Below are 14,782 nucleotides of genomic sequence, written 5' to 3'. Positions count from 1 at the left end.
CTAACAATATTCGTTTGTTCGGTTGCAAAAAATAGATTCCTACACATTTTTATCTGAAAACAGTTTCAGAAATGCCTGGCTTGCATTGCTCAAGCTTCTGTCTTTGTGGTGAATAAGACCTAAGCGTCTGTGAACATGCACTGAATTAACAGACAACGTTTTTAGTTCTGAATCAGTTAGCAGTGTTTCGGGTAACAAACTCCAACCCAAACCGATGGTTACCATCATTTTTATTGTTTCTAGATAATTGGTGGCCATTCTCAATTCTAAGGGCAGTTGGTGCTGATTGAATAATTCACTGACCAGTGAGGTTGTGTAGGTATTTAATTCAGGCAGTATCGCTGGGTATTGGCTTAGATTAATCAAAGACAGTGAGTCTTCTTGCGCTAGTGGGTGATTAGGCGCCACCACAAATTGCAACGGATCTTCCCACACCAAGGTTTCGGTCAATTTGGGGTGAGTGTTTTGTGCCAGAGTGATAACGGCAAGTTCGGTTTCTCCCTGTAATACCTGATTTAAAGCAATTTCTGAATCTTGAAAGTTGAGGCTTAATCTGACCTCGGGGTATTTATCGGTGAATCGTTTTAAATACTTGGGAAGATGGTGCAGCCCTATGTGATGGCTGGTTGTTAACTTCAATTCTCCTGCGACGGTGCCTTTTAGGTCTGACAGAACTCGCTGGGCTTCGTCGAGTTGTTTGAGAATTGAATGGGCTCGGGGTAATAAGGCCCTACCGGCTTCGGTTAAGCTGATAGTGCGATTGGCTCGATCAAATAACAGGCAGTTGATTTGCTGTTCTAACGCTGTAATCCGCTTGCTGACCGCGGGTTGGGTAATATGGAGCGTTTGCGCTGCGTCTGAAAACGAGCCCGTACTTGCTACTGTGACAAACGCTTTGAGAAGTTGTGTATCCATAATATAAGTGGGTTACGTGCATTCCTATTTGGAATGCAAAATATGAAATATATGAATTTGTTTTATGTGTACAGTCTTTTTACAATACTTTCATAACAAAATATATAGCCTGATTTGGAGATCCTCATGGCCGGAAAAACCCTCTATGACAAATTGTGGGATGCGCACTTGGTTCAAAACCGAGATGACGGCTCAGCCCTCATTTATATCGATCGTCACATCGTACATGAAGTGACTTCACCCCAGGCCTTCGAAGGTCTGCGTCTTGCGGGACGAGAGTTGTGGCGCGCCGACAGTATTCTCGCGACCCCAGATCATAACGTGCCTACCACTCAGTCTGAGCGAGCTCAGGGCGTGAGCGGCATTGAAGATTCTGTTTCTCGTATTCAAGTTCAAACTCTGGACGACAACTGCGACGAATTTGGTGTCGTTGAGTACAAAATTAATGATTCCCGGCAGGGTATTGTTCACGTTATTGGGCCTGAAAGCGGTGCTTGTTTACCGGGAATGACCATTGTGTGTGGTGACTCACATACCGCCACCAACGGCGCTTTAGGGGCACTAGCTCACGGTATTGGCACCAGTGAAGTCGAGCACGTTATGGCAACACAGTGTTTGGTTGCCAAGAAAATGAAAAACTTGTTGATACGCGTTGACGGTGAGTTGGGTCAAGGCGTGACGGCAAAAGACGTTGTGCTTGCCATTATCGGTGAAATCGGCACCGCAGGTGGAACCGGTTTCGCGATGGAATTTGGCGGTCAGGTTTTCCGCGACATGTCTATGGAAGGTCGAATGACCGTGTGTAACATGGCGATCGAAGCGGGTGCTCGTGCTGGAATGGTGGCTGTTGACGATAAAACCATCGATTACGTGCGCGGTCGCGATTTCGCGCCAAAGCAGGAACATTGGGATCAAGCCGAAACCTATTGGCGAACCTTAGTCAGTGATGATGACGCGGAATTCGATAAGGTTGTTGTTATCGATGGAGGCGCAATTCAGCCGCAGGTGAGCTGGGGCACCTCTCCAGAAATGGTGTTGCCAGTTAACAGCGCGGTGCCTTCTCCAGAAGATGAAAGCGATCCTGTAAAGCGCACTGGTATTGAACGCGCTCTCGATTACATGGGCCTTAAAGGCGGACAAAATATTACCGATATTCATGTTGATCGAGTATTTATCGGTTCGTGCACAAATTCGCGTATCGAAGACATTCGCGAAGCAGCAAATGTTGCTAAAGGCCGTAAAGTATCGGCTAGCGTAAAGCAGGCGATGGTTGTTCCGGGTTCGGGTCAGGTAAAAGCGCAGGCTGAAAAAGAAGGTTTACACACTATTTTGACCGAAGCTGGATTCGAATGGCGTGAGCCGGGCTGTTCCATGTGTTTGGCAATGAATGCCGACAAACTCGGTAATGGTGAACACTGCGCATCAACTTCAAACCGAAATTTTGAAGGCCGTCAGGGTTACGGTGGCAGAACGCACTTGGTAAGCCCAGCTATGGCTGCGGCTGCGGCGATTGCTGGTCATTTTACCGACGTTCGCGAACTTTAAGGAGCACATTCAATGAAAAGCTTTACAACAGTCAATGGCCTTGCAGCGCCAATGGATCGTGCCAATGTTGATACTGACATGATCATCCCGAAAAACTTTTTAAAGTCCATCAAGCGTTCCGGATTCGGTAAAAATCTGTTTGATGAGTTGCGTTACCTCGACGAAGGATTGCCTGATCAAGACTGTAGCGGTCGACCGATTAATACCGAATTTCCGTTAAATTTTGAGCGTTATCAAGGCGCACAGATTTTATTGGCGCGGGAAAACTTTGGCTGTGGTTCCAGTCGTGAGCACGCACCTTGGGCCTTGGATGACTACGGTTTTCGATGCGTGATTGCGCCGAGTTTTGCGGATATTTTTTATAACAACTCGTTTAAAAATGGTTTGCTTCCGCTGATTTTATCGGATGAAATCGTCGATCAGTTGTTTAAAGAAATGTACGAATCCGAAGGTTATTCAATAACGGTAGATTTATCCGAACAGACCGTTACAACTCCATCGGGCGAAGCGTTTAGCTTTGAAATCGACGAATTCAGAAAGCACTGCTTATTAAATGGTTTGGACGATATCGGCTTAACTCTGCAACAAGCCGAAGCGATTAAAACCTACGAAGAAAAGGCGAAAGTCAGTACGCCGTGGGTATTTGACATGATCAAATCCGTGTAATGAATTGAGACAATCTATTTTTTGAGAGAAGAAAAATGACCAAAAAAGTATTGCTTATTGAGGGTGACGGCATCGGAATTGAGATCGTTGCTCAAGCCGAAAAAGTATTAAAAGCCGTCAACGAAAAAGATAATTTAGGTTTGGAATTTGATTACGGCATGCTCGGCGGACGCGCTTACGATCAGCACGGTCATCCATACCCAGAAGAAACCAAAGTAAAAGCACATCAATCTGACGGTATTTTATTTGGCGCGTTAGGTGGGCCACAGTGGGACGGTAAAACTGAGCGCCATTTGCGCCCAGAGCAAGGCCTTTTGGATATCCGTTCTGACTTAGGGTTATTTGCCAACTTTCGACCTGCAACTGCGTTTCCACAGTTGGTTGACGCTGCGCCATTAAAGCCTGAATTAGTTTCTGGGCTTGATATCCTGATTATTCGTGAGTTGACCGGCGGAATTTATTTTGGTCAACCGCGTGGAATTCGCACGAACGATCAAGGCGAGCGAGAAGGTTTTAATACCGATGTCTACAGCGAATCCGAAATTCGTCGTATTGGCCATGTTGCTTTCCAGGCTGCGCAAAAGCGTGATAAACGCGTTTGTTCTATCGACAAAGCCAATGTACTTGATGTCACCGTTTTATGGCGTGAAATCATGGAAGAAGTTGCTAAGGATTATCCTGATGTCGAATTAAGCCACATGTACGTTGATAACGCGGCCATGCAATTGGTGATTAACCCTAAACAATTCGATGTCATTGTTACCGGAAATTTATTCGGAGATATTCTTTCTGACGAAGCTTCCATGGTGACAGGTTCTATCGGCATGTTGCCATCGGCGTCGTTGAACGAAAAAAGTGCAGGTTTTTATGAGCCTTGCCACGGTTCTGCGCCAGACATCGCTGGCCAAAATGTGGCAAACCCACTGGCGACAATTATGTCTGCGGCCATGATGCTACAGTATTCGTTGAACGCACCAGAATCTGCACAGAAAATTACTCAAGCCGTAAATATTGTGCTGGATAAAGGCTTGCGTACCAGAGACATTCAGTCTGAAGGTTGTACGATTGTGTCTTGTTCCGAAATGGGCGAAGCCGTCGTTGAGGCATTAAATACACTGTAAAAATTACAGGGTTTTTAATGAAAAGAAGCCAAGGGATTGGCTTCTTTCTACAAACGTTTAATTTAAACGTGTCAAAAATTTCTCAATTTGTTGATCTACTTTCCACACTCTGCTTTCTCTACTTCTTCCATTTGATTCATTTTCTGACTTTTATTTCTTCTTTGAATTACAAGTTGTCTTGAATTTTAGATATGAAACTGAATAAATTTCATATAAACCCGCTTGCTGCATGATTATTTTTTTATAACTTTTTATTCGCGTTGTATTTCTTTTTGTATCTATTAAAGCTGCTATTAGCTCTTCATTTGCGAGTGGTTTCTATATATTCGTTTGGCGATTACCCTGTCTGATTTGGAATATCACATTTTGTGATATTTGATGCCAATTTTTTTAATTATCGATGAAAATAAAGTTGGAGGTTTTATTAGCGTTTATCGTCTAAAACCTTTCGATGAATTTAATGAGAACACTCAGTGAGTGTTTGTTGTGGTTTATTTTTTGTAAATCTTAAATGGTTAAATCGATAATAATCTCTATAAGAATTTAAAAATCTTGTAAAGGAAATTAAATTTTTAAAATCCCATACTATCGTCTAGTAGAAAACTGCCTATAAACAAAGCTGTATTAAATGTAAGTGTAAAGTTTGTTGAAGTCAGAGGCTCAGTTGTTTTAATGTGCGCCCGCTAATTAACCAGATTGTATTAAATCCAAAAGATAGATCTGAGTAGATCCTTATAAAAATTCAAACTAAGGATTTTGTTACTTTTTGTTGTCCATAACTCTTCAGCTAATTACATTAGTATTTGGCAAAGCTGGCACAATTGAAATTAAAAATCGAATAAATATAAGTCGATGTTTTATGGAATCTCCTCACACCTGCTAGAATTTAGTGGATAAAGCACTGCGCAGGCAGTCTATAAACTAGAGATAAATTAGTGTTTTCTAGTTTGTTACAGTGTAGCGTTTTTGAAATTTAAATATTGTTGTGATCCCTAATTATTCTTCGGCTTGTCAGTTGGATTTTTATCGGTGCAAATTGTTTGAAACTATCAGTATAGAATTGTTCGTATTTGCATTTTATTGATTGATGTTTTTCTTCAAACCGTTTTGCACGATTTTGCCTTGAATAAACTTTTATATTAGTTTTTCAGGCATTTGCTCGGGACGAATGATTAATCTTCGTTCTAAATTTCTGGAAAGTGTCAAAGAATAAAAATAGGGTTTATATTTATGTCAATAGAATATCAATTTGATCAGTCGAACAGTGAATTGCTCATGTTAATGGATGAGCGCTTTGAATTTGACAATTGTGGAGAATTTCGCTCTGTGTATGAGTCTGTGCGCGAAAAAGACATTCATAATATAACTGTCAATTTTTCGCACACCCGTTATATCGACAGCTCTGCTCTCGGAATGATGATCAATATGAAACGCTTCTATTCCAGTCAAGGTGTAGAAATTAGATTGATAAATTGTTCTGATCAAATTCGACGAATATTCAAGGTTTCTCATTTTGATAAGCAATTCGACATATCCTAAGTTGTCTAGGAGTAGGTTTTGAAGGTACTCATCGTTGATGATTCAGGTGCAATTCGTCGGTTTCTGAAAGCGCTATTGAAAGACTCCGACTTTACTTGCATTGAGGCTGAAAGTGGTGAGGAGGCATTGAACTTAGTCGAGTATCATACCGACTTATGTGCCGTACTAATGGATGTGCATATGCCGGGTATGGACGGGTTAGAGACAACTCGGCGAATAAAAAAAGATAACCGGTATTTACCGGTAATTTTTGTGACTTCCGTCGACGATGAAGAAACATTAGCGAAATGTTTTGGCGCCGGCGGCGATGACTTTTTGACAAAACCTTTAAATAAGACAACGCTCATTTGTCGATTAAATTCTCATCGACGATTTTATTCCCTTGCGACCAGCATGAGCGAAAAAAATCGGGAATTAACCTACCACCAAAAACTCATCGAGCGTGAGCACTCCGTTGTTGAGCATGTTTTTGCCAACGTGATTAATCCGGCGATGGCCTCGCTGGATTTTGTAAAAACCTATCTTTCGCCCATGTCTACTTTCAGTGGTGATTTGTATCTTGCATCCACCAATGCTGTTGGATCAACGTACTTATTTTTGGGCGATTTTACGGGGCATGGTTTGTCCGCTGCAATCGGTTGTATGCCAGTAACTGATATTTTTTATGCCATGTCTTCTAAGTGTGCTTCGGTGGGCGAAATCGCCGAAGAAGCCAATCGAAAATTATTAAACATACTGCCGGACAACATGTTTTGTTGCGCCGTGATCTTGGAGCTAAATGCGGCTCAAGATTACATGCGTATCTGGAGTGGCGGTATGCACGACGTTTTATTAGTCAGTAGCGACAATACGGTTGAAGGCAGAATTGAATCCCAGCATATGCCGTTGGGTGTTTTATCTTCGGGCGAATTTGATAAATCAGCCGAAGTGGTGCCTTTAGCAAAAGGCACGCGCGTTATTGGTTTTACCGACGGTGTTGTTGAAGCTCGTGGCCACAACGATGAATTCTTTGGTGAAGATAATTTGTGTCATGCCGTGGAAGGTGCAGATTCACCTTTGGATGCTATTTTGAGTGCTTATCAGGAGTTTTGCCCGGCTGATGCTCAAGAGGACGATATTTCTATTATTGAACTTACCGCGGGAGTCAGTGATGTGCTTCGGTTAAATCATGCCAATAAACCGAATCCCCGCTCCAAACCCATGATGTTTGGCGATCACAAAACTGGCATTCTGCCTTGGAATTTAACCGTTAAACTGAATCCGTCAGACTTTTCTCGTCAAGGGTTAATCAATCATGTTCTAGGGCATATGTTGGCTGGCGGATTAGAGAAAGAAAAACAAGGCAACGCGTTTCGTATTGCCAGTGAGTTAATCGATACTCGTTTATTGGTGCTTAAACCGGCTTCGACAAGTAATGTCACAGACGTTGACTTTCGCAGTGAAGAGGCGCGTGTGCTGGCTGTTGCTGGAGCGGGCGTTGTGTATTCGGGCAGTGATTCCCAATCGATCAAAAATGCAAAACGTCTGTCTATTATTGAGCTGAGTAATGAATTTGAATTAAATTTATCCGTCAGTCTTGATCCCGTACCGGTATTTTCGTTCGATCTTTCAATTCAAAACTGTCCTTGTGACGATAACGCAGATGCCGATAGGCAGGGTCAAGATTCCGTCTCGTTTTCTGACGAGTTAGAGGAAATTAAGTTTTTAAGCAGTCTGTGCAGATCGTTGACGGTCGACAATGGCTGTCGCATTCGAGCCGAGGTCGAATTACTGACAGAAAATTATCAGTAAATTACCGGCAATTGAATTGCCTCTGAGTGTAAATATTAATTCAATAACAGAGGCAAATAAGTTGTAGGCATCCAGTTGGTGTTTTAAGTGGTTAAGGTGCGGTGGCCTGATGCGCGCAAATTTTCTCTACCACTTTTCCAAGCTTTTGACAGAGAACGCTTAAATCTTCTGGCGAGATTACAAAAGGCGGCATTATGTAAACCAAACGCCCAAACGGTCTTACCCAAATTCCTTCACTGACAAACCAATCTTGAACCTCGTGCAAGGTTACAGGCGCTTCCAGTTCTACAACACCAATGGCACCTAAGGTTCTTACATCTCGTACGCCGTCAATCGTCTCAAATGGCGTTAATTCCTGTTTCATAATCGAATTTATGTGCTGGATTTGTTGCTTCCATTCACCGCGTTCGAGGATTTCACAGTTTTTAAGCGCTACCGCACAAGCCAATGGGTTTGCCATAAACGTTGGGCCGTGCATAAATACGGGAACCTCGCCGGAGCATATTCCGAATGCGACTTTGTCGGTACACAAGGTTGCTGCAAGCGTCATGTAGCCGCCGGTTAGTGATTTGCCCAGACATAAAATATCGGGAGTGACATCGGCGTGTTCACAGGCAAACATTTTCCCGGTTCGTGCAAAACCGGTGGCGATTTCGTCGGCGATAAGTAATACATCGTGTTGATCGCACAGAGTTCTGACCGCTTGTAAAAATTGTGGCGAGTAAAAGTTCATTCCGCCAGTGCCTTGAACGATTGGCTCCAATATTACCGCGCTGAGTTCGTGGGCATGGGTTTCTATTTGTTGTTTAAAGTCGCGGATGTGATCTTCTGTGAATGCTTCGTCAAAACCGACGGTAGGTGAGTCGGAGAATATTTGTTTGTTCAAGACGTTGGCAAAAATGTGATGCATGCCGGTTTCCGGGTCACAAACCGACATCGCGGCAAACGTGTCGCCGTGATAGCCCTTGCGAAGGCTGAGCAAGCGGTGTTTTTGGGGTTTACCTTGTGATCGCCAGTATTGCAGCGACATTTTCATGGCTACTTCTACCGATACTGAACCGCTGTCACATAAAAAGACTTTCGTGAGGCCCTCTGGCGAGAAATTGATCAGCTTCTCTGCCAGCTTAACCGCAGGTTCGTGAGTGAACCCGCCAAACATAACGTGGGCAAAATCGTCGATTTGTGACTTTGCTGCTTCGTTCAATTCTGGATGATTGTATCCGTGAATCACTGACCACCAGGAAGACATGCCATCGATCAGCTCTCGACCATCTTTTAGCGTGATTTTCGCTCCTTTGGCATAACCGACGGGGTAAACCGGGCTCGGCTCCAAGGCGGAAGAGTAGGGATGCCATAACAGTGATTGGTCTTTGTCGATGATGGCTTGGTAGTCGTTTGAGGCGCTTGAATCGGACATGAGAAGGTTCAGGTTTGAATAAAAGAAATTGCCGCCATTGTAGTTCTGTTGGCTTGTGAATCAATCATTAGTTGCGAGCTTTTGATGAATCGCTACAATAGCCGCCCCGTGGCAGTGATCAAAATTTCCTCGTGTAATTGGAGGTGATTGGGCGCTGTGTTCAAATTAGCTAAGCATAGGTAATGGTCGTACATGACTGCTCCAAATATCCGAAAAGATCGACTTGAATTCAATAAGCTACAAAAGCGCCTACGTCGCCTCGTCGGCCAAGCGATTACGGATTTCAATATGATTGAAGCGGGCGACAAAGTCATGGTGTGCCTATCCGGTGGCAAAGACTCCTATACCATGCTTGATATTTTGATGGGATTGCAAAGAAGCGCGCCGATTGATTTTGAATTGATTGCCGTCAATCTCGATCAAAAGCAGCCCGGATTTCCGGAAGACGTTCTGCCTGCTTATTTGGACAAGATAGGCGTTCCTTACAAGATTATTGAAAGAGATACCTACAGCGTTGTTAAAGAAGTGATACCGGAAGGGAAAACAACCTGCGGCTTGTGTTCTCGATTGCGGCGCGGAACTTTATACGGTTTTGCAGAAGAAATAGGCGCAACCAAGATTGCCTTGGGTCACCATAAAGACGACATTGTGGAAACGTTGTTTTTAAATATGTTTTACAGCGGCCGTTTAAAGGCAATGCCACCGAAGCTTTTATCAGATGATAAACGCAATATTATTATTCGACCGCTAAGTTACTGCCGAGAAAAAGATATTAGTGCGTGGGCAGAGCATCAACAGTTTCCGATTATTCCCTGTAATTTATGTGGATCGCAGGAAAACTTACAACGCCAAGCCGTGAAATCAATGTTACAGCAATGGGATAAGCAATACCCCGGTCGAACGGAAACGATTTTCGGTGCGTTGCAGAAGGTGTCTTTATCGCAATTAGCGGATTTGAATCTGTTTGATTTTGTTAATCTCACCTTGGATCGGTCAGAAGGTAATGCAGCAGCACCTGCGTCTGACAGTGAAGCCGAAGCTGAGTTGTTTGGTGCTGATCAACCTCAACACCCTAATGATCCGAGTGTAAAAGTTATCGATGCCGTCAACCTTTCCTCTTAAGATGTAAATATTTTCCTTTTTGTTATTTTCTATAAATCGATTCAAGGACGAATTGATGTGCCTTTCATTTATTTCCCTTGCCGTTAAAACGTAAATATTGTCTTTTACAATGATAATTTCTGCGATCTGACGCTTTCATGTCTTATAATTTTTTATTTAGCGGTCTAATTTTAACGATGGTAATCGGCGGTTAAAGAGCGATTGCTCATTAAAATATTTATATTCGATAACACATAATTTTTGTTGTTTTTTATTATTAAAAGAACTAAGTGAGTTGTTCCGCCCCAGGAAAGTTGGGTTGTCTTATCTATAAAATTTAATAATAGATAGTATGAGTTTTCGATTACCGCATTAAATAATATTTGACGCTAATATTAGCATTTGTAGCGTATATAACTTTTTCTTGGCGTTTTATTTAATTTGTTGGCGCAAAAGTTTCTAGAATGTTGAGTCTTATTATTTTCGCGTAGAGGTTGTGTTCTATACTCTATTATTAAAATTGTTAATGTAATTCAACTCTACATGGGAGAACGTCTGTAGCAACTGCAAAAAACACCCATTGCTTTGGTGTTGTTGTAAGAAAAAAGGTCGGTTATAGGAGTAAAAAGGCCATTTTTACTGGAATATCATCTCGACTCGCCGGAGCGGGATTGTTGATTGGATTAAGTTTAGGTCTCGTGCTCAGTGGGTCTCATGTCTACTGGGGCTTCTTGCGGCAGCAGCAAGAGCACACTGATTTTAATGAGCGTGTTCTCGAATTAATCGCCCCGACGGCCACACGAGCAATCGAAACATCAGACAATGAGCTTGCGTCTGAGGCAGTTTCGGGAATCATGAAATACGAATTTATCCAATCTGCCAATATTATTGATGCCAGCGGTAATGTTCTTGCTGATCAGCGCAGATACAACCGACAAAAAGAGCAATTCCTGTGGTTAACCGAATTAATTGATAAACACTTCCAACAATACAGTGCTGAATTGTTCAGTGGTGATGAGCAAAAAGTATTAATCGGGCACGTCAATTTTGTTGTTAATCTCAATTCTGTTTACGATCAACTGTACCGTGATTCATTTGGTTATCTGTTAGCGGAAATCGTAAAAATCCTCATACTCGTCAGTCTGTTATTTGTGTTTCTGTATTTTTATATGGCCAGGCCGCTTTCACGCCTAGTTAATGAAATGCAGACCATTAATTTTTATCAGCCGAAATCCCAACGATTCACCAGATTAGGGGATCGAAAAGACGAGTTGTCCCAGCTAGTAGAAAGCGGTAATGAATTATTGGAGTCGGTCGAGCTGGCACTTGATTCTCAGCGTTCTATCGAAGGCGCGCTCAGAAAAAGTGAAGAACATTTGCGTCAGTTAATTGATCGTCTGCCTGTGTATGTTTCTGCGCGAAATTCAGAAGGCCGTGTGGTGTTTGCTAACAACGCGTGGGCGAGTGTGTTTGGTTTGAGTCCTGATCAAATTCGATTTAATCGATTGGTCGATATCGCCTCAGACGCACAGGATAATATTCTGGAAGTTCTCGGTCACGACCGTGTAGTTTTTAAAGAAGATCGCGATGTATTTGTTGCCGAAGAATCTTGGTTGAGTGTAGAAGGAAGAGAGTTGTTTTGGCAAAGCCACTATACACCGCTGAAATTTCACGATGAATCTGTGGTTTTGGTTGTCTCGACCGATATCAGTGATCGCAAGAAAAATGAAGCCGACATTGCCTACATGGCTTACCACGATCCACTTACGGGTTTGCCGAATCGATTGCAATTGGTTGAACGTCTGGAAAATGAATTGCATCGAGCGGCGCGACATAAATATTTTGGCGCTGTTTTATTTATTGATTTAGACCAGTTCAAATACATTAATGACTCACTCGGTCATCCGGTGGGCGATGTCGTGTTGAAAGAGGTGGCTCATCGGCTTGAAAACTCTGTGCGGGAGGAAGATTTAGTCGCACGTTTAGGTGGCGATGAATTTGTATTGGTACTTACAGTGCTCGACACGAAATTCAGTGAATCCGTGAAAAAAGCGAGTGAAATTATTAATAAAGTTCGAACTGAACTCGGTGTGCCCATCGCTCACGATAATATGGATTTACGGGTGACCTGTAGCGTGGGGGCGGTCATGTTCCCCGACGGAAATGTCACAGTTCACGAATTATTGAGATTTGCTGATACGGCGATGTATCAAGTAAAAGAAGGCGGCCGTAATGGCATTGCCTTTTTTAACGAGGCAATGGCTGAGCAAGCGAAAAATCAGTTGGTGTTGGAAGCTGAGCTGCACAAAGCTTTATCTGCTGATCAGTACGAATTGTTTTATCAAGCGAAAGTTGATGTTCAAACCGGAATGCTCACAGGTGCTGAGGCATTGTTGCGTTGGAAGCATCCTGAACGAGGCTATGTCAGCCCCGGTATATTTATTTCGGTGTTAGAAAGCTCCGGGATGATTATTGAAGTTGGCCAATGGATATTGGAAGAGGCGTGTCGGAGCTTGCAAAAATGGCAGGCATTGGGTGTGTGGAACGACGATATGCACCTGAGCATTAATATCAGCCCACGCCAGTTTAGACGTTCAGATTTTGTCGACGAAGTTAAAAAAACGCTAATGGACATTCCCGTACACAGGGGAACCTTAGATATAGAAATTACCGAAAGCGTTGTGATCGGAAATATCGAGGAAACTATTTCAACTATGGAAGAGCTGGCGCTAGAAGGCATCAGTTTCTCGTTGGATGATTTCGGAACGGGTTATTCTTCAATTAGTTACTTAAAACGTTTGCCTGTTTCAACACTTAAAATCGATCAAAGCTTTATTCGCGACCTTGGCGAAGATCGAAGCGACAAAGTACTGGTGGAATCGATGTCGAGCATGGGTCGGTTGCTGGGTTTGAAGGTGGTTGCAGAAGGCGTTGAAGAGCAGGAACAGTTGGAGTTAATTCGTGACTTTGGTTGTGATGAATACCAGGGGTATTTTTTCAGCAGGCCAATTCCTGCAGATCAGTTCTATAAACTGCTGCATGAAAACAGTTTAAAACAAAGTTTGAAAGCCAGTCGGGCGGGATAAGGGCAAGTGTTGGATTGTGAGCTGATTACCTCTGGTTAACCAAGTTGAAGCAATCAGCTCATAGATGAATTAATAATTAGAAACTAGCGGCAAAGGGAAAGTGAAACATGCGCCTTTGTTGGGTTCGGAGATAACATTAATTGTGCTGTTATGAAGCTCTAGTATTCGCTTCACAATGGCAAGCCCCAAACCGGTTCCTGCTTGAGGTTTCGACGCCGAGTTTGAACTCTTATAGTAACGATCAAAAATATACGGCAATTCATCTTTGGCGATACCAATTCCCGAATCCTGTATTGAAACCATGATCGAATGGCCTTTTTCGGACAAATTAATATTTATCTCGCCGCCGCTTGGGGTGTGTCTCAGAGCATTATCAATCAAGTTTTGAAAAACTCGCTCTATTAAGCTCAAATCTCCCATTACCATCATGTTGGCAACTTGCTGATTCAAATTAAAGCGTATGCCTTTTTTGCTGGCGTGCAGTTCGAATTCTTGGACAATATCGTGGATTAGCTCAGCGATGGAAAACGGCGTTTTGTCGATCGACATGCTGCGACTTTCGAGCTTAGAAAGCTCAAACAAAGCAGCGATGAGTTTTCCTAAGCGTTCACTGTGTCGCAATGCAATTTTTAAGTAATCTTTCTTTTGTTCGTTGTTCAGGCGATCGAGTTTCAGGATAACTGTTTCGATATACCCTTGAATCGAGGCCAGAGGCGTTCTTAGGTCGTGGGAAATATTGGAAATTAATTCTCTGCGTAAATGTTCGCTCTGCTGCATTTCTCGGAATTGGTCTTTGATTCGATCTTGCATGACATCAAAGCTTGCTTCTAGGGCAGAGAGTTCGTCTCTTGGCAGAATTGTGGTTCCTGTTTTGGTAAGTGCCTGCTTTTCTTGAACAAAGAATGTTCGTGTTTGATCGGTAAGCTTTTTGAGTGGTTTCGTGATTCTTTTAAAGCCAATGTACAAGCTGATAAACATGACTAGGATTAACGCCGCCATCGCTCCCAGGCTCACTTTAAGTATGTAACTGGTGGTGAGCTGTTCGGCAATCGAATCGAATGATTGGCTGGATAAAACAACGTACAGGTAGCCTTTTAACTCTCCGTCAATAGTTACCGGTGCTGTGGAGAATATTGATCTTTCACCAGGAGTTCTTGGGTCGTCACCGTAAATAGGCCCACCCTGATTTCCCCTCAGTGAAGAAAAAACCGGTTGGAGATCGACATTTTCGAGAATGACGTCATCGGAGTGGAGCGCGTGACCGAGAATTTTTCCTTGTGGATTTAAGAGATACACCTCAACCAATGGGTTGATCATCATGGTGTGCATGGCGGTGCTTTCAAGAGAATAGGTGTGCACATTGCCATCTTCGTCAAACAGAGGTTCTTGGTGATCGATGATGTAATTTGCCAACTGTCGATTCAGTAGTTGAGTGACTTCGGCGTGGTACTGACTGTTACTCCACAGGGTGAGCGTAATGACCGCTGCTGTGGTAAACAGCGTGAAAATAATCAGCATTGCTGTTAATTTTCCATACAACGGTAGCTTCGAAAACATCAATTTAGCCTCCAATCGTGCCTGTGGAATCAGTGAGCTGTGCG

At 43.0% G+C, this 14,782-nt stretch carries 10 protein-coding genes; 7 read left to right on the top strand and 3 right to left on the bottom strand.

What is annotated here, in order from left to right; genetic code table 11:
- Positions 1 to 39: 39 nt before the first annotated feature.
- Positions 40 to 915, bottom strand: a complete 876-nt coding sequence (locus tag LU361_RS01320; protein ID WP_233086511.1) for a LysR family transcriptional regulator — start codon at positions 913 to 915, stop codon at positions 40 to 42.
- A 126-nt stretch (positions 916 to 1,041) separates the two neighbouring features.
- On the opposite strand from LU361_RS01320, the gene leuC reads away from it, so the two are divergent.
- The 5 genes from leuC to LU361_RS01295 all read left to right on the top strand — a co-directional run bounded on the left by leuC (position 1,042) and on the right by LU361_RS01295 (position 7,577).
- Positions 1,042 to 2,460: a 3-isopropylmalate dehydratase large subunit gene (leuC, locus tag LU361_RS01315; RefSeq protein ID WP_233086510.1), complete on the top strand. Its 1,419-nt coding sequence runs from the start codon at positions 1,042 to 1,044 to the stop codon at positions 2,458 to 2,460.
- Between the two features lie 12 nt (positions 2,461 to 2,472).
- Positions 2,473 to 3,126 carry a 3-isopropylmalate dehydratase small subunit gene (gene leuD, locus LU361_RS01310; RefSeq protein ID WP_233086509.1) on the top strand — a complete coding sequence of 218 codons (654 nt, stop codon included), beginning with the start codon at positions 2,473 to 2,475 and terminating at the stop codon, positions 3,124 to 3,126.
- Positions 3,127 to 3,161: 35 nt separating this feature from the next.
- Complete coding sequence (gene leuB / locus LU361_RS01305) at positions 3,162 to 4,247, top strand: 3-isopropylmalate dehydrogenase (RefSeq protein WP_233086508.1); 1,086 nt, start codon at positions 3,162 to 3,164, stop codon at positions 4,245 to 4,247.
- A 1,230-nt stretch (positions 4,248 to 5,477) separates the two neighbouring features.
- Positions 5,478 to 5,786 carry an STAS domain-containing protein gene (locus LU361_RS01300; protein ID WP_233086507.1) on the top strand — a complete coding sequence of 103 codons (309 nt, stop codon included), beginning with the start codon at positions 5,478 to 5,480 and terminating at the stop codon, positions 5,784 to 5,786.
- A gap of 18 nt (positions 5,787 to 5,804) precedes the next feature.
- Positions 5,805 to 7,577: a fused response regulator/phosphatase gene (locus LU361_RS01295; RefSeq protein ID WP_233086506.1), complete on the top strand. Its 1,773-nt coding sequence runs from the start codon at positions 5,805 to 5,807 to the stop codon at positions 7,575 to 7,577.
- Positions 7,578 to 7,668: 91 nt separating this feature from the next.
- Here LU361_RS01295 and bioA read toward each other — a convergent pair whose 3' ends face one another.
- Positions 7,669 to 8,994 (bottom strand): adenosylmethionine--8-amino-7-oxononanoate transaminase, encoded by a 1,326-nt coding sequence (gene bioA, locus LU361_RS01290; RefSeq protein WP_233086505.1) that lies wholly within the window; start codon positions 8,992 to 8,994, stop codon positions 7,669 to 7,671.
- A 192-nt stretch (positions 8,995 to 9,186) separates the two neighbouring features.
- Between bioA and ttcA the strand changes: the two genes are divergently transcribed.
- Together ttcA and LU361_RS01280 are read left to right on the top strand one after the other, a co-directional pair.
- Entirely contained in the window at positions 9,187 to 10,116 is a 930-nt protein-coding gene (gene ttcA, locus LU361_RS01285) for a tRNA 2-thiocytidine(32) synthetase TtcA (RefSeq protein ID WP_233086504.1), read from the top strand.
- 650 nt (positions 10,117 to 10,766) lie between these two features.
- On the top strand, positions 10,767 to 13,181 hold the full coding sequence (locus tag LU361_RS01280) for a putative bifunctional diguanylate cyclase/phosphodiesterase (protein ID WP_233086503.1): 2,415 nt from the start codon (positions 10,767 to 10,769) through the stop codon (positions 13,179 to 13,181).
- A gap of 69 nt (positions 13,182 to 13,250) precedes the next feature.
- Here the strand turns inward: LU361_RS01280 and LU361_RS01275 are convergent, their stop codons facing one another.
- Complete coding sequence (locus LU361_RS01275; RefSeq protein ID WP_233086502.1) at positions 13,251 to 14,738, bottom strand: ATP-binding protein; 1,488 nt, start codon at positions 14,736 to 14,738, stop codon at positions 13,251 to 13,253.
- Between the last annotated feature and the right edge of the window lie 44 nt (positions 14,739 to 14,782).

The sequence above is a fragment of the Sessilibacter corallicola genome (genome assembly GCF_021290925.1).
GTDB lineage: Bacteria > Pseudomonadota > Gammaproteobacteria > Pseudomonadales > Cellvibrionaceae > Sessilibacter > Sessilibacter corallicola.
This window is presented reverse-complemented; position numbering and strand designations above follow the sequence as displayed.

What these genes read in the sequence shown, in the direction of transcription:
- ttcA (WP_233086504.1), top strand. Translation starts at nt 9,187, where the DNA reads ATGACTGCTCCAAATATCCGAAAAGATCGACTTGAATTCAATAAGCTA.
- leuD (WP_233086509.1), top strand. Translation starts at nt 2,473, where the DNA reads ATGAAAAGCTTTACAACAGTCAATGGCCTTGCAGCGCCAATGGATCGT.
- LU361_RS01300 (WP_233086507.1), top strand. Translation starts at nt 5,478, where the DNA reads ATGTCAATAGAATATCAATTTGATCAGTCGAACAGTGAATTGCTCATG.
- LU361_RS01275 (WP_233086502.1), bottom strand. Translation starts at nt 14,738, where the DNA reads ATGTTTTCGAAGCTACCGTTGTATGGAAAATTAACAGCAATGCTGATT.
- leuB (WP_233086508.1), top strand. Translation starts at nt 3,162, where the DNA reads ATGACCAAAAAAGTATTGCTTATTGAGGGTGACGGCATCGGAATTGAG.
- leuC (WP_233086510.1), top strand. Translation starts at nt 1,042, where the DNA reads ATGGCCGGAAAAACCCTCTATGACAAATTGTGGGATGCGCACTTGGTT.
- bioA (WP_233086505.1), bottom strand. Translation starts at nt 8,994, where the DNA reads ATGTCCGATTCAAGCGCCTCAAACGACTACCAAGCCATCATCGACAAA.
- LU361_RS01320 (WP_233086511.1), bottom strand. Translation starts at nt 915, where the DNA reads ATGGATACACAACTTCTCAAAGCGTTTGTCACAGTAGCAAGTACGGGC.